15 protein-coding genes and 1 pseudogene are annotated in these 20,522 nt (G+C 67.4%); 7 read left to right on the top strand and 9 right to left on the bottom strand.

What is annotated here, in order from left to right:
• Positions 1-262: 262 nt before the first annotated feature.
• From ACIGKQ_RS23240 to ACIGKQ_RS23255, 4 genes and pseudogenes are all read right to left on the bottom strand, one after another.
• Positions 263-1,718: pseudogene (locus tag ACIGKQ_RS23240) on the bottom strand (wax ester/triacylglycerol synthase domain-containing protein).
• Entirely contained in the window at positions 1,711-3,195 is a 1,485-nt protein-coding gene (locus ACIGKQ_RS23245) for an HAD-IB family hydrolase (protein WP_235726025.1), read from the bottom strand. Before ACIGKQ_RS23245 ends, ACIGKQ_RS23240 begins: the two are co-directional and overlap by 8 nt.
• Positions 3,192-5,465: a glycerol-3-phosphate 1-O-acyltransferase gene (locus tag ACIGKQ_RS23250; protein ID WP_235726054.1), complete on the bottom strand. Its 2,274-nt coding sequence runs from the start codon at positions 5,463-5,465 to the stop codon at positions 3,192-3,194. The genes ACIGKQ_RS23245 and ACIGKQ_RS23250 overlap by 4 nt, the downstream gene beginning before the upstream one ends.
• A gap of 125 nt (positions 5,466-5,590) precedes the next feature.
• Entirely contained in the window at positions 5,591-6,268 is a 678-nt protein-coding gene (locus ACIGKQ_RS23255; protein ID WP_372475425.1) for a YoaK family protein, read from the bottom strand.
• A 158-nt stretch (positions 6,269-6,426) separates the two neighbouring features.
• Here ACIGKQ_RS23255 and ACIGKQ_RS23260 point away from each other — a divergent pair, with 158 nt between their 5' ends.
• The gene (locus ACIGKQ_RS23260) at positions 6,427-7,797 is read left to right on the top strand and encodes a wax ester/triacylglycerol synthase domain-containing protein (RefSeq protein ID WP_235726026.1); all 1,371 of its coding nucleotides are present in this window, start codon (positions 6,427-6,429) and stop codon (positions 7,795-7,797) included.
• A gap of 27 nt (positions 7,798-7,824) precedes the next feature.
• Here ACIGKQ_RS23260 and ACIGKQ_RS23265 read toward each other — a convergent pair whose 3' ends face one another.
• Positions 7,825-8,820 carry a GlxA family transcriptional regulator gene (locus ACIGKQ_RS23265; RefSeq protein ID WP_396575051.1) on the bottom strand — a complete coding sequence of 332 codons (996 nt, stop codon included), beginning with the start codon at positions 8,818-8,820 and terminating at the stop codon, positions 7,825-7,827.
• 111 nt (positions 8,821-8,931) lie between these two features.
• Here ACIGKQ_RS23265 and ACIGKQ_RS23270 point away from each other — a divergent pair, with 111 nt between their 5' ends.
• The 6 genes from ACIGKQ_RS23270 (at position 8,932) to ACIGKQ_RS23295 (ending at position 13,833) form a co-directional block, all read left to right on the top strand.
• On the top strand, positions 8,932-9,705 hold the full coding sequence (locus ACIGKQ_RS23270) for a DJ-1/PfpI family protein (protein ID WP_235726028.1): 774 nt from the start codon (positions 8,932-8,934) through the stop codon (positions 9,703-9,705).
• A complete protein-coding gene (locus ACIGKQ_RS23275; RefSeq protein ID WP_235726029.1) occupies positions 9,596-10,381 on the top strand; it encodes a hypothetical protein in 786 nt (261 codons plus the stop codon). Before ACIGKQ_RS23270 ends, ACIGKQ_RS23275 begins: the two co-directional genes overlap by 110 nt.
• Positions 10,378-10,698, top strand: a complete 321-nt coding sequence (locus tag ACIGKQ_RS23280) for a putative quinol monooxygenase (protein ID WP_235726030.1) — start codon at positions 10,378-10,380, stop codon at positions 10,696-10,698. Before ACIGKQ_RS23275 ends, ACIGKQ_RS23280 begins: the two co-directional genes overlap by 4 nt.
• Positions 10,699-10,870: 172 nt before the next feature.
• Complete coding sequence (locus tag ACIGKQ_RS23285; protein WP_235726031.1) at positions 10,871-11,218, top strand: YciI family protein; 348 nt, start codon at positions 10,871-10,873, stop codon at positions 11,216-11,218.
• Positions 11,215-12,438, top strand: a complete 1,224-nt coding sequence (locus ACIGKQ_RS23290; RefSeq protein ID WP_235726032.1) for a sigma-70 family RNA polymerase sigma factor — start codon at positions 11,215-11,217, stop codon at positions 12,436-12,438. The genes ACIGKQ_RS23285 and ACIGKQ_RS23290 overlap by 4 nt, the downstream gene beginning before the upstream one ends.
• A gap of 90 nt (positions 12,439-12,528) precedes the next feature.
• Positions 12,529-13,833 carry a nitrate/nitrite transporter gene (locus ACIGKQ_RS23295; RefSeq protein WP_396575052.1) on the top strand — a complete coding sequence of 435 codons (1,305 nt, stop codon included), beginning with the start codon at positions 12,529-12,531 and terminating at the stop codon, positions 13,831-13,833.
• A 56-nt stretch (positions 13,834-13,889) separates the two neighbouring features.
• Here ACIGKQ_RS23295 and ACIGKQ_RS23300 read toward each other — a convergent pair whose 3' ends face one another.
• The 4 genes from ACIGKQ_RS23300 to ACIGKQ_RS23315 are packed head-to-tail and all read right to left on the bottom strand — an operon-like array spanning position 13,890 to position 20,446.
• Positions 13,890-15,038 carry a Wadjet anti-phage system protein JetD domain-containing protein gene (locus ACIGKQ_RS23300; protein ID WP_235726034.1) on the bottom strand — a complete coding sequence of 383 codons (1,149 nt, stop codon included), beginning with the start codon at positions 15,036-15,038 and terminating at the stop codon, positions 13,890-13,892.
• Positions 15,035-18,436 (bottom strand): ATP-binding protein, encoded by a 3,402-nt coding sequence (locus ACIGKQ_RS23305; protein ID WP_235726035.1) that lies wholly within the window; start codon positions 18,434-18,436, stop codon positions 15,035-15,037. Before ACIGKQ_RS23305 ends, ACIGKQ_RS23300 begins: the two co-directional genes overlap by 4 nt.
• Entirely contained in the window at positions 18,429-19,007 is a 579-nt protein-coding gene (locus tag ACIGKQ_RS23310) for a DUF4194 domain-containing protein (protein ID WP_235726036.1), read from the bottom strand. The genes ACIGKQ_RS23305 and ACIGKQ_RS23310 overlap by 8 nt, the downstream gene beginning before the upstream one ends.
• The gene (locus ACIGKQ_RS23315) at positions 19,004-20,446 is read right to left on the bottom strand and encodes a DUF3375 domain-containing protein (protein ID WP_235726037.1); all 1,443 of its coding nucleotides are present in this window, start codon (positions 20,444-20,446) and stop codon (positions 19,004-19,006) included. Before ACIGKQ_RS23315 ends, ACIGKQ_RS23310 begins: the two co-directional genes overlap by 4 nt.
• Positions 20,447-20,522: the final 76 nt, after the last annotated feature.

Here is a 20,522-nt window from a genome sequence, read left to right on the forward strand (position 1 = left end):
GGTCCCATTCCGAACCCGGAAGCTAAGCCCTCCAGCGCCAATGGTACTGCACCCTAACCAGTGTGGGAGAGTAGGACACCGCCGAACTAACCTTCTCCGAAGGCCCCCAACACCGTTGGGGGCCTTCGGCATATCCAGAGCGCCCGGTGACTTCTGGCCAGCGACCCATTGTGGGTGGGATGGCGAACGTCGTGCAGCGGGAAGAACTCGGAGTCGCGACGAGCGGGTTGGCCGGGGACGAACCGATCCACCCGGCCGGAGTTCACACCACGCGACGTAGCACCCCCGCCGCGAGGTCGTCGTCGGCGGCCAACGCGAGCACCTCACCAAACCCGGCGACGAGGCAGTCGGCGAACAGCTCGAGGTCGGTGATGGCGGCGCCGTCGGAGTTCAGGCCCAGGCAGGCGGTGCCGTTGTGGGTGATCATCGTCGCCATCATCGCGCAGCCGGGTAGCGGTCCGAACGGGAACATCCGTTCCACCTTGGCGCCGGCGACGTAGGTGTCCCAGGGGATTCCGGGGACGTTGCTGGCCTGCAGATCGTTCTGGCTGGTGGTTCCGCTCAACTGCATGAGCAGCGATCCGGGTAGCCAGGCCATCACCGAGCCGAGGGTATTGAACAGGTCAACCGCGGGTTCGTGACGGGCGACGCGCACCTGTTCCCGGATGGTCAGCACACGTTCGAACGGGTCGGCGATCCCGACCGGTCCGGCCAGTCGGCCCACCGCGATGCGGTTTCCACCGGCGGGGTCCTCGGGCCGGCGCACCGAGATAGGGATCGCGACGGGGATCGCCTCGACCGGAGTGCCCATCTTCTCGTGGTACAGACGGAATCCGCCGATCAGTCCGGCGAGATAGACGTCGTTGATCGACGCCTTGGTGGCCGTGGCGGCCGCCTTCAGATCGGCGAAGGGAACCTCGAATGCGCTGAACCGCCACGACAGGCTGCGGTGCGCGAGCAGCGGGGAACCGGGTGGACTCGCCAAGCCCCGCAACCCGGGGCACAGACCGCCCGTAGCGCAACGCAGAACTCAAGGCGCGGCGCGGGTGTGCCAGGGCGCGTACTCCGGAGATGGCCACATCGAGGCGATGGGGGACCCGGCGGACCTCCTCGCCGAACTGGCGCCGCAGCAGATCGAGGGCGGTGATGTTGTCCGGCTCGGGGTTCGGCGGCTGCGGTTTGCTCGGATTGTGCTCGCGGGTCGGTGAATGCAACTGGGCGAGACCGAGGATGGCGCCCAGCCCGTCGGTCAGTGCGTGATGTCCCTTCAGGAAATAGGCGGCCTTTCCGTCGGGCAGACCTTCGATCACCGTGCCCTCCCACGGCGGGCGGGCGGGGTCGAGCGCGGTCATGGCGAGCTGCTCGCAGGTGGACAACAGCTCACGCATGCTGCAGTCTCCGCCGATCCGGATCCGGCGCAGGTGGTAATGCAGATCGAACTCGGGATCGATTGCCCAGCTCGGTGTTCCGGTGCCGAACGGTGAGTCGACCACACGCTGGCGGAACCGCGGGGCCATCCGGCTCGCCCACTCGTGGGCGGCGACCAGCCGGTCCCAATCCGGAGCGCAGTCGTAGATCTCCAGCATGCAGATGGTGCCGCGCATGCGCCGGTCGGTGTCACCTCGCCACATGATGGTGTCCACCGGGCTCATATGGGGCTCATTCGCCCAATCCAGCGGGCGATCACCCGCATCGCCGGCCTCAGCCGTGTCACTCATCTACTGTCTCCTGTTCGGACTCCGGGGAATCGTCGGTGAACGACTCGAGTGGCCAATCGGCGAGCGCGGTCACGAACATCTGCCGTACCTCCTCGGCGTGGGTGCCCATCTCCTCGGCCCGCCACTCGGTGGTGTCGACCGGCGGCAGCACCCGCACCTCCACGATTCCCGGTCGGATCAACTGCGAACCGCGCCACATCAATTCGCCGGTGTTACGCATCACCACCGGGACCACCGGTACTTCCGCCTGCGCGGCGATGTGGAACGGTCCCTTCTTGAACGGTCCGATCCGGGGCGTCGCGGACCGTGTCCCCTCGGGCGCCACCACCAGCGACATCCCGTCCTCACGGAGTGCTTTCACTGCCGGCGCCAGCTGTTCGATCGCCCGGCTCGGGTCGGCGCGGTCGATGAACACCAGTCCGGCCTGATCGAGGATCTGACCCACCACGGGCACACGCTGGACTTCCTTCTTGGCCACCCCCGTCGCATCCGATCGGACGAGGTTGATCATCACCGGAAGGTCCAGTTTGGACTGGTGGTTGAACACGAAAACGCACGGGCGGTCCGAGGTGAGGTATTCGCCACCGTCGAGGACCCGCACGTGCACACCGGCCAGCGACAACCCGACATCGACACCCGTCGGGAGGGTCTCGACAAGTGTCTGCGGGTTCCGACGCACCAGTCCAGCAGTGAAACCCACAGCGGCAGAGGCGATGAACGACCCGTAGAAGGCGCCGGTGCGGGCCAACATGCCGGCCCGGTTGTAGGTGGGGTTCTTCAGGTCCAGGATCGGCCACCCGCGGGCCTCGGCTTCGGCGCGCAGCAAACGACGGGGCGAGACGGCGGCCGGATGGCCGACCGACTCCAGATAGGGGATGTCCTCGTTGCCGTCGCTGTAGGCGAACGACGCGCCCAGGTCGATCTCGTGGTCGCGGGCCAACGCCCGCACGGCCGCCGCCTTGCCCGGCCCCCACAGTGGTCGGCCCAGAATCCTGCCGGTGAGCACACCGTCGACGACCTCGACGTCGGTGGCCAGCGCGTGGTCGGCCTCGATCTCCCGGGCGATCGGCGCAATCTGAAATCGAGTCGCCGACGAGGCGATCACGATCGTGTGCCCCATCTCCCGGTGCGCGAGCAGGATCTGCCACATCTGCGGGCGCAGCTTGGCCGCCGTCTCATGCTTGAACAGATCCTCACCGAACTCCAGCATCTCGGTGTAGGTCTTGCCGGCGAATGTCGGCTTCGTCGCCGCGAGTACCTCGGCGTAGTCCTGCTCGGACACCACGCCGCGCAGCCCGATCAGCAGGTAGTCGGCGAGCTCGCCGAGCCCGAACTCCATGCTGCGCATGCGCGCCCGCATGATGGCCGCGGCAGAGAAGCCCTCGATGAGGGTGCCGTCGTAGTCGAACAGCGCGGCCACCTTCTTGCCCGTCGGCGCCGCACGGATCGCGCGCATCCGGTCGGTGAATGCGCTCATCGGGCATCCTTCTGTCCGAGCGCCGGTTGGATGTCCTCGATCTCGGCGATACGAGCGAGTCGATCACGCATGAGGTTCACCTCGTCGAGCCATTCCTGACGGGCGGCAAGAAGGTTTGTGACACCTTCGCCGTGAATGAGATCGCGATTGTCGGCGAGGCGATAAGCGCCGTCGTAAAGGTCCTTGGACACCGAATCCTTGCTGCGCACAACGCCTTGTAATGACAGCTGTCTGCCGAGGCCCAGGCAGTCGGCGATCAGGTCGGCTTTGTCGCACGCGGCGGTGCCCAGCTGGACGAGCCGTGTGGCGGCCACCAGCTGCGCATCGAAGAATGGTTGCAGGGTCCGCCGCGCGAGCAGGGCGCCGGTGTGACCGTGTAGGACCTCATACGTCCACTCCTGGGTCGGTATCCGCTCGCGCCACTGCGGCGCGATCAGGTCGAGTTCGGCGGCGAGCCGGTGGAAGTACTCGTCCTTGACCGGAAAGAAGAACTCGAACTTGAGCAGATCTCGTATCCGCAGGGCTTCGCGCTGCGCCACGGCCAGCAGGCCTTCATCGGTGGCGTAGTCGCCGGTGGCGCGGACCTCGCCTTCGGCCACCGCCAGCATGTTGACCTCGACGATGGCCCGGTTCACGAAATGGTGTAGCGCACCGTTGCGGTAGTAGGCGGCGACCGCGCGGTTGTCCGGCACGATCGACCAGACCGGCTCGGACCCACCGTCGAAACAGCTCACCACGCCGTTGCCGGCCAGCACCCGCAGAGTCTGGGTCAGGCCCACCCCGCGACAACGCGCCGGGTCGGGTCCGGGTAGGCCGCGGCGCGCGATGTAGTCGAGCAGCGGCACCAGGATCGCCTCGATCTCCGCCAGGGTGTAGGCGCGGTCGGGTGCACCCAGCAGCGCGAAGCCGGCCAGCGATGTCGCCGAGATCGGTGTGGCGGAATTGATCTCGTCCATCACACGGAACGCGACCTTCTCCAGTCGGGCGCGGCCCTCGCCGGCGTCGTCCAGTGCCGAGCGCAGCGAGAACGGCGTGCCGAAGCGGACCCGCGCCTCGCCCAGATAGCTGCGCTGGGCCTTGGCGTATCGGAGCAGCCACCCGATTCCCTCGGGCTTCTTGGCGCCGCCGGCGTCCTCGGCGGCCATCGCGCCGATCTCCTGCAGCTGGTCGTAGACGATCGAGGTGGGCACGATGGTCACGTCGCCGGAGTCGAGCTGGGTCACCGCGTCGACGACGTAGTTGAGCAGGCCCATCATCGGCTTGCGCAGCTTGCCGGTGCGACTGCGGCCGCCCTCAATGTACCACTCCAGGTTGAACCGCTTCTCGACGATGTAGGAGAGATAGGACCGCATGGCGAACTTGTAGACCGGGTCCGACCCGAACTTCCGTCGGATGAAGATCATGCCTGCCCGGCGTGCGACCGGGCCCACCGGCCAGAACGACAGATTGTTGCCGCCCAGGACCAGAGTGGGTGGGAAATCGTTGCTGCGCAGCACTTTCGCCAACACCAACGGATCGACGTAGGACCGGTGGGACGGCAGGAACACCAGGCCGGTCGACTTGTTCAGAGTCCGCAGGGTGTTGAGCGTGTCCAGATCCACCGTGACATGCCACGCCCGTTCGTGCAGCCGGTCGAAGGTCGCGGAGAACACATCGTCCATCAGCCGGCTCTGGGTGGCCACGAAGCCGGACAGCTTGTCGACGGCCTCGGCCACCACGGTTTCGGTGGGCCGGCCGAGCTCGGCGGCCAGCTTCGCCGCACCGGCCTGGAAGCGTGCCGAACTGCTGACCTGTTCGGCGACCAGCTGCGGCACCTTGTAGCGGTCCCCGATGATCTGCCGCTCGGCCCGCTCGGCCGACAGGGATGCCTGGACGGCCACGTACTTCCCGAACGGTGCACCCTCGGCGAGGTCGCGGGCGTAGCGCTCACGGAGTTCCGCGATGGTCGCCGGCGCCCCTTCCACGACGCGCAGACTGTCTGGCCGCCGGCCGCGGATCAGCGGCTGCACCAGGCCCACAGGACGCCGCGGGTTCGACAGCACCAGCACATCGCCGAGCGTGACGCGGCGCTCACCCTGGCGGACCGCGGGCAGCCACACCGGCCGTACCGGCACCAGCGTCGTCGATGGCGGCAGTGCATCGAAGTCGACATCGTCCGGCCGGCGAACCGGGGCATCCGGGTGGGCGGTCGACGCCCAGTCGGTCACCGCCCGCAGCTCGACGGACGTGCGTGTCTCCGCCAGAACGACGACCTCGTCGGCCATGTGCACCACCCTCACGTCGTCACCGCGCGGCAACGCGGCACGTCCATTGTGGCGCGGGTCACATCTCGGCTGGTGGGCTTTGGCTCAGATCGGTCGGGGTGGAATGAGGCATCAGCTCTGCCGTCACCCGGTCAGTGAGGAAGCTCCTGCTCGGTCATCCGTACCGGCCGCTGCGGTAGGCGCGGCCGCAAGAACGTGGTGGCCGCGGCGATGACGATCGTCACCCCGGCCGCCAGCCACAGCACCTCGATTCCGAGGCCGCGGTAGGCGAGCGCACCCAGGATGGCGCCGACGGCGAGTCCGGCCCACAACGACAGGTAGCGCAGCCACAGCCAGCGTGGACCGCCCGCGAAGGCGTCGACGAGCCGCTGCCCCGCCTTGACGAGGGTGCCGGTCATGTAGGTGAGCCCCACAGTGACCTCGCCGTCGCGCTGGAACACCGAGTTCATCACCCCCATCGACGCCGCCATTACGCCCATCGACGCGGTGTCGAAACCCGCCTGCGCCACGGCCGCGGCGGCCAGCAGGACGGTGCACACCAGCCACAACACGCCCATCCGCGAACTGCTCACCCGGGCGGCCACCGCGCCGACGATGACACCGAGGAAGAACGCCCCCACCAACCCGGCCGTGATCCCGACGACCTCCCACCGGAACTGCGCCACGCCCGCGGCCATCCGGGTCGTGTTGCCACTCATGAACGACAGGAAGTAGCCGCCGAGGTGGACGAAGCCGATCGCATCCACGAACCCGGCGATCCCGGACAGCACGATGGCCAGCCCCAACTCGCGTCGACGAAACAGCCGCACGGTTCTCCCTTCCTGCGCCCGGTGCGCGCCGCCCATTCTCCCCGCTCGCTGCCGTCCCCGTTCATCCGCCGCCCATCACCCGAGTCGCGGCCGCCTGAAGACCGAGCTGAGGCCGAAGGACCCTGCCGCCACCTGCGCCGGAGGAGGAGCATGAAGGGGTGAGCAACGACGCCCTCCGGATGACCCAGTCGGACATGTTCTCCTGGCACATGGAACAGAACCCCATCCTGCGGTCGACGGTGGTGTTGGTCGTGCTGCTCGACGCCTCCCCGGACTGGGAGCGGTTCCTCGCCACGGTCGAGCGTGCCGCTCAGGTGCTGCCCGCGATGCGTCGCAAACTCGTGCCCGACCGTGGGCTCGCGCCGGCACGGTGGGTCGACGACCCCGATTTCGACCTCGGTTGGCACGTCCGCCGCGTCGACGCCCCGCATCCGCGGAATCTGGCCGGCGTCCTCGAGGTCGCCCGCACCGCCGGCATGTCGGCCTTCGACCCGGCGCGACCCATGTGGGAGTACACCCTGCTCGACGGCCTCGAAGAGGACGCCGCAGCCGCCGTGGTGATGAAGTTCCATCACTCGCTCACCGACGGCGTCGGCGGTGTCCGCATCGCCGCGGAAATCCTCGATTTCGAGCGGTCCGGCACCGAGCGGGACCCCGTCGCCCACACCGAGGCGGTCGCGGCCGCCCCCACCGTCATCGACACCATTGGCTGGTACGCGTCGTCGGCGTTCACGGTGGCACGTGAATCGGTGTCGTCGGCGGCCCGGCTGGGCGGGCGGCTGCTGATCCGTCCGCTGCGGGCGGTGCGCGACGTCGCCGGGACGGCTGTGTCCATCGCGCGCATCGTCGAACCGATCACATCCACGGCGTCTCCGGTGATGACCGACCGCAGCACGCGGCGACATTTCGCGACGATGGAGGCCCCGGTCGACGCGCTGTCCGCGGCCGGAGAAGTCGGCGGCGGGACCCTCAACGACGCCTTCCTCGCCGCGATCGTCCTCGGCATGCGCGACTATCACCGACGCCACGATGCACAGATCGATCACCTGCGGGTCACCATGCCGATGAACCTGCGCTCCGACGACGACCCCCTCGGCGGCAATCGGATCACGCTGTTGCGCTTCGCGATCCCGTGCGACGAAGGTGAGCCGTCGAAGCTCATCCAGCGCATCCACGACATCGTCGCGGCCTGGCGGGTGGAGCCCGCGGTGCCGTTGGCCGAACCCATCGCCGGAGCGTTGAACGTGCTCCCCGCATCCGCGGTGGGCGCGATGCTCGAACACGTCGACTTCCTGGCCTCCGACGTCCCGGGATCGCCGGTGCCGCTGTATCTGGCGGGCGCGAAGATCACCCGCCAGTACGCCTTCGGACCCACCATCGGCGCCGCCTTCAACGTGACCCTGCTGTCCTACGTCGGCGACTGCTGCATGGGCATCGACGTCGACGACGCCGCGGTGCCCGACCTCAACGTCTTGCTCGACAGCCTCGACGCAGGATTCCGTGAGGTGTGCGGCCTCGCGGACGCGTAGCGCCGCACCCGATCAGCCGACTCGTCCTCAGGCAGAGGAACCGCCGGCCCCGGACGCCCGCTGCGTCGCGCGATAGTGCGATGGCGTCACCCGGTAGGTCGCGACAAACGCTTGCCGCAGTGCCTCGGTGGTACCGAACCCACACCGGCGGGCGATGCCGGCGACGGTGAGGTCGGACTCGACCAGGAGGTTCGCCGCTGCCTCGGCACGCACCCGCCGCACGAATCGGCCAGCCGTGAGCCCGACCTCCTCGGTGAACAATCGGGTCAGGTGGCGCTCGCTGAGCCCGACGTGGTGCGCCAGCACGGTCGGTGACAGATCGGCATCCAGGTGCGTGGTGACATGGTCGACGACCCGGCGGACCACGGAGTGCATCGGCACCGGCGCAGTGGTGAACACGCTCATCTGCGCTTGGTTACCCGGTCGCTGCAAATAGGTCACCAGGTCGCGGGCGACGTCGCGGGCCAACGCCGCCCCGGCATCCGCCTCGATGAACGACAAGGTCAGGTCGAGTGCCGAGGTGACCCCGGCCGACGTGTAGGTGTCGCCGTCCTGGACGAAGATGGGCACCGGATCGAACGTGACGTCCGGGAATCGCTGCGCCAGATACCCGGCGTGATTCCAGTGTGTCGCGGCTCGCCGATGGTCGAGAAGCCCTGCGCCGGCGAGTATTCCGGCCCCGGTGCAGACCGACGCCACCCGGCGCGATTCGCGCCCGAGCCGCCGGACATGGCCGAGTAGACGGGCGTTGTCCATGGCGTCGACGTAGCCGATGCCGCCGCACACGATCAACGTGTCGAGCGGTCCGCGCACCCGCTCCAGCGCCACTTCGGCATTCACCGTCAGGCCGGTCCCGGTGTGGATGGGTCCACCCCCGGGGGAGGCGAGTCGAGGCTGGTACACCGCACGTCCGTGGAGGTGATTGGCGATCTGCAGAGCAGACACGACACACGCGATGTCGAGCAGTTCGGCTGCGGGATAGCCGACCACCACGATGCGCCGAGGACCCTCGTGTCCGTCCACATCCTCAGTATCCACGCCGCGGTGCATGTCTGACAGCCACGCTTGCCAGGATTTCGGACACGGGTGCCGGTCGTGCTCGCCTTCGCGGCCCGAAGGGTGCACGGTCGGAACATGACCACCATTCGTCCGCTCGCCATCGCTGTCGGCCGATTCGCCCTGATGTCGACACTGGTGATCCTGCTGGCCGCGTCCGCGATCGGTATCGAACTGTTCGCCACCATTCCGGTGATGAAAGCGGCTGCTCGACAGGTCTATCCGACTGCACAGCCGGATGTGCCGGTGACCGTGCCCCGCCATGATCCCGGTAAACCTACGGTGGCGATTCTCCTCGGTTCACACGGTGCCAACGTCGCCGACACCCTCGCGCCGTTCGAGGTGTTCGCGAGGTCGGGGTCGTTCAACACCTATCTCGTCGCCCCGGCGGCTTCCGCCGTCACCCTCGGCGGTGGATTGTCGGTGATGCCGCACCACAGCTTCGTCTCGCTCGAAGCGGCCGACCCCGACGGACCCGACGTCATCGTGGTCCCCCAATTGCATGGTGACCGGCAACCCGTGAACGACTGGATGCGACAGCGCTTCCGGGACGATCAGAGTGTCATCGTCATGAGCGTGTGCGCGGGCACCGAATCCCTTGCGGAGACCGGGATTTTGGCCGGGCGGCCTGGCAACGTCGCACTGGCTCAAGCTCATCGGGCTCGGTCGGTCATTTCCGGAGATCGACTGGGTCGAGGGCGTTCGATTCGTCGACGACGGTCGCGTCGTCACCACCGCGGGTGTGCTCTCGGGTATCGACGGCTCGTTGCGGCTGGTGGAGCGGTTGGCCGGCGCGGACACCGCGCGACGTGTGGCCCGCGAGATCCGCTGGTCGGGATACCTCCCGGGTGAGGACATCGCCATCCCCCAATCATCGCCCGGGCCGGGCGATCTGCCTGCCGTGCTCAGCGCGGCGTTCCGCTGGGATCGCCCGCACGACGCAGTGCTGGTGTCATCGGGGATCGGAGAGACGGAGTTGTCGTCGGCGTTTCGGCCGTATACCGAACTCTCCTACCTCGCGACACTTGAAACCCTTTCTGCCACTGGCGCTCCGGTCACCACCGCGCACGGGGTGACGGTAGTGCCGACGCGGTCGGTCGACGAGGTGTCGGGGATCGACCGGCTTGTCGTACCCGGCCGCGACGCAGCCGACCGTCAACTCGGCGACCACGGACAGCAACTCGGATTCGACGTCGACTACCTCCACACGCGCGACGAATTCGCCTACGACGGCGCGATCCGCGACATCGCAGCACGCTACGACCGCGCCACCGCGCGGTGGGTGGCCAAGAGCCTGCAGTTCGACACCAGTGCTCACGACGACGGCGGGACCGCCTGGCCATGGCGGCTCACCGCGGTGGCGCTGGGACTTTTCCTGCTCATCGCCGCGGGGATGGCGATCCTGGGCGGCGCCGCGTTCCGCGCGGTCACCGCACTTCGCCACCGTTCGCGGCCCGTCGACGGATCGTCGTCGGCGACTCCGACCTCAGCAGATACCGAAACCACGGATAAGGAGCCGGTCCCATGACAACCACATCAGGCGAGGGCGACGGATCAGGATTGATCATCATCGCCGGCCACGAACTCGTCGACGCCGAGATACGCGACGAGACCGTGGCCGCCTACCGCGATCTGATCGCGCGCGCACGTGATGCGGATGGCTGCATCCACGCATCCATCACCGCCGACTCCGTGGACCCGGAGCGCATCATCACCCTCGAGATCTGGCGCGACGCGGCGGCCCTGAATCGCTGGCGTCGACGCGCCCGGGGCCCGAAGACGGCAAAACCCACGGTTCTCGCCGTCGCGCGATACGACGCTGTCGACACCGGGCGTTCGTTCTAGGGTCGTCAGCCCTTTTGTCGGCGCCACCGCATCGCACACACTGAGGTGGCAGTACGCGAGATCCTCGGCTTCGGCGACGACGTTCCTGCCCGAGCTGTCGTATTCGCATCGGTCCGTTCGTGGAGTAGGTAGAGGCAGCCGATCGGCCGCCACCGACGAGAGGAATCCGAAAATGGCTCAGTACATGCTCTCCGTGATCGGCGACGTGAGCGTCTATGACATCCCGCTGGAGGACGTCCAGGATCAGATGGCAGTGACCAGCAGGTTCAACGACGAACTCAAGGCCGAGGGTGCGTGGGTCTTCGCCGGCGGGCTCGGGCGTCCGGACGCCGCCACCACGATCGACAACACCGGTCCTGACGTGATAGTCACCGACGGCCCGTACGCCGAGACCAAGGAGGTGCTCGGCGGATTCTGGGTCGTCGAGGCCGCCGACCTCGACGCCGCCCTGAAGATCGCGTCGCGGGCATCGAAAGCCTGCGCGGCCCGAATCGAGATCCGGACGTTCGACCAGGCATGACCGCAGATACTCGCGCGCGGATCGAGCGGATCTACCGCGAGGAGTACGGCAGAGTCATCGCCTCGCTCGTTCGCCGCTTCGGTGATCTCGACATCGCCGAGGACGCGGCCGGCGAGGCGCTGCTCACCGCCGTCGAGCGGTGGCCGACCGGCGGCATCCCGCCCAACCCGGGCGGCTGGCTGACCACCACGGCCGGTAATCGCGCCATCGATCGAATCCGCCGGGAATCGCTGCGCGACCGCAAGCACCAGGCCGCCATGATCATCGACGACCCCACCCCGCATCAGCCGACCGGACCGGTCGCCGACGACCGTCTCCGGCTCATGTTCACCTGTTGTCATCCGGCGCTCGCACCGGAGGCCCGAGTCGCGCTGACCCTGCGCCTGCTCGGCGGACTCACCGTCGCGGAGATCGCGAGCGCCTTCCTGGTCGCCGAGGCGACGGTCGCACGGCGCATCACCCGTGCGAAGTCCAAGATCAGGACGGCGCACATCCCGTTCCGAATACCCGACCGCGACGACGTCACCGACCGACTCGACGGAGTGCTCACCGTCATCTACCTGATCTTCAACGAGGGCTACCTCGCGGCAGCCGGAGCTGACCCGATCCGGTCGGACCTGACCGCCGAGGCGATCCGGCTCGGCCGCCTCATGCGCGAGATGTTGCCCGACGACGGTGAGGTGGCCGGGCTGCTCGCGCTCATGCTGTTGACCGACGCCCGCCGCGCGGCCCGGATCGCCGACGACACGTTGGTGACTCTCGACCAGCAAGACCGAGGGCGGTGGGACCGCGCGCTCATCGTCGAAGGGCACACCCTGGTCCGCGAATGTCTGTCCCGGGTGGAGATGACCGGATCGACTCCCGGGCGCTACCAGATCATGGCGGCCATCAACGCGGTCCACACCGACGCCCGCGACACGCGTGACACCGACCTGGGTCAGATCGGCGCGCTCTACGACCAGCTGCACGCGATCGAACCGACACCGATCGTGGCGCTCAATCGTGCGGTCGCCATCGCCGAACTCGACGGTCCCGCCGTCGCGCTGGCCATCGTCGACGGTCTCGCACTCGACGGTTATCACGCGTGGCATGCGACGCGTGCGGACCTGCTGCGCCGACTGGGACGCGATGCGGACGCCCGAGCGGCATACGGCGCCGCGATCGCCGCGACCCGGAACCCGGCCGAGCGGCGGTACCTGGAGCGGCGGCGCGACGCCTAGACCCGGCGGAGGACGCGCGGTCGCATGCCGGACAATGAACCGAGTGTTCGACAGTCTGCAGCCCCCGCACCCCATCAGGGATCTCCGCCGATGACCGCTCCATCGCGTCCCGCCCAGGCGATGACGATCTGGCTGGTCGGCCTCGCGGTGTACTTCGTGGCCGTGCTGCACCGGTCGTCGTTGGGTGTCGCGGGCCTGCTCGCCGCCGAACGCTTCGACATCAGCGCATCCCAACTGTCCACCTTCGTGGTGCTGCAGCTGCTGATCTACGCGCTGATGCAGGTGCCCGTCGGCCTGCTGGTGGACCGGTTCGGTCCGCGTCGGGTGTTGCTCACCGGCACGCTGATCCTGACCTCGGCACAGTTGAGCTTTGCCTTCGCCGACAGCTACCTGTGGGCGCTGTCGGCGCGCTTCTTCGTCGGCGTCGGTGACGCGATGACCTTCGTGTGCGTGCTCCGGCTGGTCACCACGTGGTTCCCGATCCGGCGCATCCCGTTGATGACGCAGCTGACCGGGGTGCTCGGACAGCTGGGCGCGGTGGCCGCGGCGGTGCCGATGACCTGGGCGTTGTCGACGCTGGGCTGGACACATGCCTACATCGCGACCGCCGCGCTCGGCGGCGTGCTGCTCGTGGCGACCCTGGTCGTGGTGCGGGACTCGGCCGAGGCGCGCTCGGTGTCGGGGCCAATGCTGGGGTTGGCGGGGATCAAGGACAGCCTGAAGGCGTCGTGGGAGCATCCGGGCACCCGGCTCGGATTCTGGATGCACTTCTCCACCCAGTTCAGCGCGACGGTGCTCGGCCTGTTGTGGGGTTATCCGTTCTTCGTCGAGGGGCAGGGCTTGAGTTCGGCGACCGCCGGTCTGCTACTGACCGTCATGGTGCTCTCGATCATGGCCTTCGGGCCCACCTTCGCGTGGCTCATCACCCGCTGGCCGTGGCATCGGTCGACGTTGGTATTGCTGGTGGTGGCGAGTATCGCGACCACCTGGGCGGTGGTCCTGGCATGGCCCGGGGCGGCGCCGTTGTGGATGCTCGTCGTCCTGGTGGTGATCTGCGGGATGGGCGGTCCGGCCTCGATGGTCGGCTTCGACCTCGGTCGCACCTCGAATCCGGTGTTCCGGGTCAGCACCGCCACCGGGATCATCAACCAGGGCGGATTCCTGGCCAGCCTCACCACCGCCGCCCTGATCGGTCTGCTGCTCGACTGGCGGACGCCCGACGGCGTGTCCGGCTATCCCGCCGAGGCCTTCACCTGGGCGATGTCGGCGCAGTTCGTGCTGTGGGCGATCGGTGCGATACAGATCTGGCGCTATCGGCGCAAAGGCCGTGCGCGGCTGCTGCGCGACGATCCGGAGCTCTGGTCTCAGCAGTCGGGCCGCCCGGTACCGAACTGAGTCGGTACCGGCTCGTGCCCGCCGCCGGAATTCATCGCACCCAGGTCGACGCGACGTCACACCGGTCCGAGGTTTCGCCGGACCCAGGACCAATCGATGCGTTCCTGTTCAAGCCGCACACGCTCGCCGAGGGCGTCGGTGACGAGGTCGGTGTAGAGCTCGTGCTCGCCGCGGGTCAGATGCGTGAGATCCGACGACGCGGGGCGTTGTTCGGTGACCCAGCGGTCCCGGTGCGTCATCAGGGTGTCCCGATCCATCAGCACCGACTCGGTCTGCGGCAACCAGGCACGCATGCGGTCGAGGATGGCGAAACCGTGGGTATCGAGGTCACCCCAGTAGCGGATGGGGACATCGGCAAGCCAGGGCAGGCGACCGATTCGATCGACCTCGAAACCCTTGCCCCACAGCACCACACCGTCGTCGGGGACGTCGACACTCAGGTAGGTGATCTCGTTTTCGATCACGAGTGCACTGCGCGGCCGCAGCTCGAGCCGCGCGAGTTCGTCAGCGCGCACCGTCAGCTCGGTCAGCGGCGCGGGCAACCCCACCGACGCCGCGAACCGCAAGCGCACGAACTCGGGTTTGCCGTGCAGGCCGAGATCGGCCAGGAAGCCCGACGCCGACGTCGACACCCCGAGCATGGCGGCAAGGACCGCACGGTGCCGTTCGGCGAACTTGGTGTCCACACCGGGCGCGCTGATCTCACGCAGGTACCGGCGAGAGGAGCGATACTCGTCGAGCCACGCGTACGCGGCGATCAGACGTGCCATCTCGTCCGCCAATTCCAGTGCGCGCAAGGGATATCGGACCATCCACGTGCGGACCGCCGGGTGCGCGGCGGCGAGATCGAGGAGCTCGTCGTACCGCCGGACTGTCGCCGTCACGCCCAGCAGCGTCCACGCCTGCTCGAACGAGGACACCACGGCGCGGGCCGGCACCTGGTTACGGCCGACATGGCGCCCACCGACCGACTGCCACTGCAACGCAAAGCGCCGATCGTCGCGGCGTCCCGTGTCCAGGGCCGTAACCCAGTCGCGGGCGGCGCCGAGGTCCGCGCCGATCTCCGACGCCGTGGGACCGCGCAGTGGAGTCACGATGGGATCGAACGGTTCTCGGTTGGCATGAGACCGCAGCAGCGATCCGTCATCCCACCGACGTCGGACCTTGGCGGCGATGTCGTCGGGGGTGGTCCAGCGTCGGCTCACTTCAGTCGTCCGTCGCGGCGCGACCGGTACTCCTCGATCGTCATCGTCTGCAGGCGGGAGAAGGTGCCGGTCGGGTTGTCGACGAAGCCGATGGCTTTCACATACGGCTCGATCACGTGCACCTTCTGCAACGGGGTCACGATGAGCAACTGAAGGCCGAGTTTCGCGAACAGATCCAATGCGTATCGGGTCGAGACGTCCGAACCACGACCGAATGCCTCGTCGATCACCGCAAACCGGAAGTCGCGGGATTTCTCCACACCCCACTCCAACCCGAACTGATACGCCAGCGACGCCGCGAGGATGGTGTAGGCGAGCTTCTCCTTCTGGCCACCGGATTTACCGTCGGAATCGCTGTAATGCTCCCACTCGACGTCGGTGTCGACATCACGCTCGGACGCGGAGAACACGAACCAGTTGCGGACATCGGTGACGCGTCGGGTCCAGTTCTTGTCGGAATCGGCATGCCCGTCACGGCCGCGGAACCGTTCGATGATCCGCTTGACATCCAGGAAGCGTTGCTCGGAGTACTGGTCCCCGTCGACGGCGAGGCTGTCATTGGTCAGGTTCCGTAGATCGGAACGGAACTGTGCCACATCCTGATTCGTGGTGGACTCGCGTTCCAGACGGATATAGCGGCCGGGGTTGTAGGGCACCGCCCCCAGCGCCTCGTTGATCCGGGCGACGCGCTCGTCGATGGACGCGGCCTGTCGGTGCAGCCAGTTGTTGAACCCGGCGAGCTCCTGGATGGCATTCTTGTTCAGCTGTTCCTTGAACTCGAACTCGAAGCGCGGCAGGTCGTCGGTGGCGACCCGTTCGCGAAATGCGACGAAGTCGGCGCGGGCATCGACGTTGGCATCCATGTCGGCGCGCAGGTCGGGCCAACGACGCAGCACCTCGGCCATCTGCTGGGCCATGCTCTGCCCGAAACCACCGAGTTCGCGGGTCAATCGCTCGATCCGCTGATGCAATGTGGACGACAGCGAGTTCTCCGCGGCGGCACAATCGGCGGCGCGGGTCGGCAACGATCCGCTGAGTCGTTGTGCCAGAGCCTCATACGAGGCGCGCGCAGTGGTGAGGTCGGCATCGGAGTGGTCGGCGATGAACTCGTCATCGCGCTTGCGGTGCTGCTCGGCCTGATGGGTGGTCGCAGCCGTGGTGGCCAGCTTGCCGGTGAGCTCGTCGATGGTGGTGGCCACTTGTGTCGCGAGTTCGCTGTTGCGTTCCAGCGCCGTCGTGATCTCCTGCAGCCGTGAGGAACCCGACTCCAGCCGGGCCCGTTCGGCCTCGCACTCGTCGGCGCGGCGTTGGGCTTCCTCGACATCGAGGTCGGCCCACGAGTGGAAGCCGTCGAGGCGGGCGAGCGCCTCCCGGCGGGTCTGCAGCGCATCCCGTTCCTCCGACAGCGAGACCACCTCGGCGGCGGCCGCCGTCCGCTGACGGTCCAGATCGTCGAGATCCTCACGCAACGCGGCGATCTTGCGTTCATTGGCCCAGCCCAGCACCCAGCGGCGCGGATCGTCGACGCGGTGCCGGTCGTCCTTCTCGTGCCGTCCGCCGGAGCGGACCTGGCCCTCGCGGGTGACCGCCCGTTTCGCCGCGCGGAACTCCTCGAGTGTTGCCGCACACTGATGGTCGGCCCGTTTGATCAGTTCGTCGCGCAGGTAGTCCCCGAACGGGCCCTGTTTGATCTCCAGACAGTCGGCGAGCAGCAACGTTCCAGAATCCTGACGCTGCAAAGGAACCCGCCGCGCCGGCACCCGCTCGTAAACGAGTTTCGCGCCGACGGTGCGCCCACCGGCGCCCTGGAAGGTGAGCCGTCGGCCGTTGACCCACTGCGTGACCGCCTCGTAGTGCTGTTGCGGCACCAGTAGCGACAATGCGAACCCGCGCAGCACCCGCTCGGCCGCGCCCCGCCATTCCGCGTGCTCCTCGTCGACGTCGAGAAGCTCACCGGCATAGGGAAGATCGTCATGCGTCAGCCCCAGATCGATACACAGCTGATCGCGCAGCTGTACCTGATCGGGTGGGAGATTGCTGGTGCGGTTGGCGAGGTCGTCGAGTTCGTCGCGGATGGCGTCACATCGGCGAGCCGCGTCTTTCTCGCGTCCGATGGCATCGGCCGTCGACGCGTCGAGGGTGTGTTTGGTCTCGGCCAGCCGCGGTCGCTCATCGGTGATCAGCCCACGCAGGGCGGTGAATTGTTCGGCGGTGGTGACCGGTTCGAACGCGGCGTCGGCGACCGTCGAATCGAACAAGGTGCGGCCGTGCCGGCGTTTGCGCACGTCATCGCGGGCAACGGCGGCGAGGCGTTCCAACTCGCCGACCCGGTCGCCGCCGGCCCGGGCACGTTCCTCGATGAGTGACTCGCGTTCGCGGCTCAGATTGCGTTGCTGCGCTTTGGCGTCGTCCTGCTCGCGCAGCAGACGTTCACCCTCGGCGGTGAGGGTGGCGATCTCGCCGGCGAGCAGCCCAGAGCGGTGTTCGGCGATGAACAATCGCACCGCCGCGCGTTGCAGGTCCAGGGCGTCGCGCTCGGCGAGGGCGGCGTCGTACTTCTGTACGGTCGCCACGATCGGGTCGAGCACCTCGAGCTGTTCGCGGGCCCGCTTGACCGCGTCGTAGGCCTTGGTGAGGTCATCGAAATGGGCGATGATGTCGCGAACACGGTCGGTGGAGTCGCTGGGTTCGAGCATGTGGCCGCGGACGAAGTCGTTGAGATTGCCCACCGACTTCATCGACACGGTCTGATGCAGCAGTTCGAGGGCCTGCTCGGACCGGATGCCGAGCAACCGCCGCAGCGATGTCGAGTACTTGGGGAACTCGTCGACCACGTCGGCGCCGCCCGACCGCAACCGCTTGCGCAGGTCACGTAGGTCGGAACCGAAGTCGGCGAAGTCGGTGGCGATGGCGAGCTGTTTGGTCGCGGTGACGTAGAAGCGATACGGCTGCCCCGCGCTGTCGCGCTGCTGGAATACCTGTGCGAGGGTGACGGTTTCGTCGTAGCCGGGGTTGGTGAACACGCCGAGGATCACCGAGTAGGTGCTGCGGTCCTGACGCAACCCCTTGGCACGGGACCGGCCGGTCGCCTCTTGGCGCTCCGACTTGTAGTGGCCCTCGACATAGGAGCGTAGTGTGCGTTCCTTGGCCTCGGCGCCCGCGGCCTTGTTGTAGGCGATCTTGTGTGCCGGCATCAGCAGCGTGGTCACCGCATCGACCAAAGTGGACTTGCCCGAACCGATGTCGCCGGTCAGCAGCGCGGTATCGGTGTTGGGCGTCAGCCGCCACACCTGCCGATCGAAGGTTCCCCAGTTCAACACCTCGACATGCTGTAGTCGGAATCCGGCCCCGCCGTTTGGTGCGGCAAGTTCGACTGACGAGAACAGCCCCTCACTCATCGGCGCTCGCCGTTCCGGCGTACTCGCGCAACTTCCCAGCGAAGTCCGACAGTGTTTGCGCGTCGATGTAGGCCTTGATGATGCGTCGCACCTCCCACTGGTCGGTCTGCCCGCGCAGCTGCCGCAGGAACCCGAGTTCGACGGTCTTCTTGATCGTCGTCTCCGCCTGGTCGACCAGCCGAGCCTCGTTGGTGGATTCGGCTTGGAACAGCCGCAGCATCTCCACGATCTGCTCGGTCGACAGTACGAGTCGTCCTTCGCCGCCGGTGATCTCGAACTCCAGCAACCGTTTACGCAGCAACACCAGCAGCAGGCTCACGTTGTAGGTCAACGCACGTCGACGCACCAGCCTCGGAAGTGGTTCGTCACCTTCTTCTTCCGGGCGTGACCGCAGATAGGCGTAACCTTCGGAATCGTCGACCACCACGTCGACGCCGATGGTGGCGAAGTGATCGCGCACGCCGGCGCCCGAGCGTTCGAGGGTGCCCCAGGTGTCCTCGTCGGACTCGCGATACACCACACCCTGCATCAGCCGGATGATCGCGCTTGCGACGGTGCGTTCGTCGGTCATCGTCGTCTCACCGTGACTCTCGGTAGCCGTGCCCGTTTGGTGGTCTCGGGATCGTCGGGGTCGGGGTATTCCAGCAGCGTCTCGTCGGTGTCATCGATGTCGACGCTGACGTCGTCGTCGTTGAGTGCAAGGTAGCCGACGATCTCGGCCGCACCCTGCTCGATCGGGTACATGTCGATGACGTCGGACAGCAACGCCGACGATCGCTCCGGCAGGATGGCGCGGATGTTGGCGGCCAGCCGGGCCTGGTCGACGAACGTCTGGGTGAACAGCAGGTCCGCATCGACTTGTTCGGTGGTCTCATCGATGGTGCTCTCCACGGTCACCGCAGCGGGCTGCTGGTACAGCGGTCGCTCGAAGGGTAAAACGATCTCGATACCAGGCTGATCGACTTCGAGTCCGAAACGTGTTTCCCGGCCGCGGATCTCGAGGGCGGTCGCCTCCACTGACCGAACGAGGTCGAGGACGCGGCGGTTCTCCAGCCACACCTGATCGTCGAGGAACCGCCGCAGTTGTTCGGAGATCTGGCGCACGGTGCGTTGCGTGCGGTCGGCGGCTTCCGACCAGTCGTGGTGGATGCCGCGGATGCGGCGGTCGGCATCGACGATGTCCAGCGAGGACACCGTGGCCAGTAGGTCGGACAGCTCGGCCTGCCGGGCGTCGGAGAGCAGGAACTCGTAGAACGACGCGAAGCTGCGGCCCTGGTCGGAACCGGCGATCTCCGAGCGGCTGCCCACCAGCTCGGCGAGCAATTCACCCTTGGGGCCGTCCCAGGACGCGATCTTCTCGCGGGCGGCGCGGTCGAGGAGTCGGAAGTTGTCCTCGACCTCCCGAAAGTCGGAGAGGAGTTCACGCGCGGTCGCCGACATCTGCTGGTAGCGGTCGCGAACGCCGGTCTCATCGAGCACCGAGACGTCGCCGGATTCGACCGCCTCGATCTCGGCGTCGATCTCGGCGCGACGGCGACGCAGCTCGGCCAGCCGGATCTCCGGGTCGGCCTCGGTGCCGTGCACGATCTGTCGCAGCAGTTCGACGACGGTGTGCAGGCGCGATTCGGTCCCGACAAACGACCGCCCCTGCAGCGAGACCACCCAGGCGTAGGCCTTCTCGAGGGCGGGGGTGACCTCATAGTGCACCTCGTCGTCGCCGGGCGGATAGAAGCGACGCAGGAACCCCGCCTCGGTGGCCGCCCAGTCCTCGAGGTAGGCACGTGGTTCCTTCGGGAACCGGGGCTGGCCGTCCTCGGTCGGTGACGTGCCGTTGAGTTCGTAGAGCAGGTCGTCCAGGGCGCCGGCAAGCTCACTGGCCGAACTCGCTCCGCGATTGCCCTCGACGAAGAAGTTCCCGAGAAACGTCAGGATGAGCGGCGAGTTGTGGGCACGCAGCAGCCGCCAGGCGGGATGTCGATCCCACAGGCTGCCGAATGCGTCGAAGTCCACGGGTCAAGGGTAGGCAATGGGGCCGACAGGTAGAGGCCGACGTCTGGTACGTCATTGATCAGTGCTCGATCCAAGG

Source organism: Gordonia sp. NPDC062954, from assembly GCF_044543825.1.
Lineage (GTDB): Bacteria > Actinomycetota > Actinomycetes > Mycobacteriales > Mycobacteriaceae > Gordonia > Gordonia tangerina.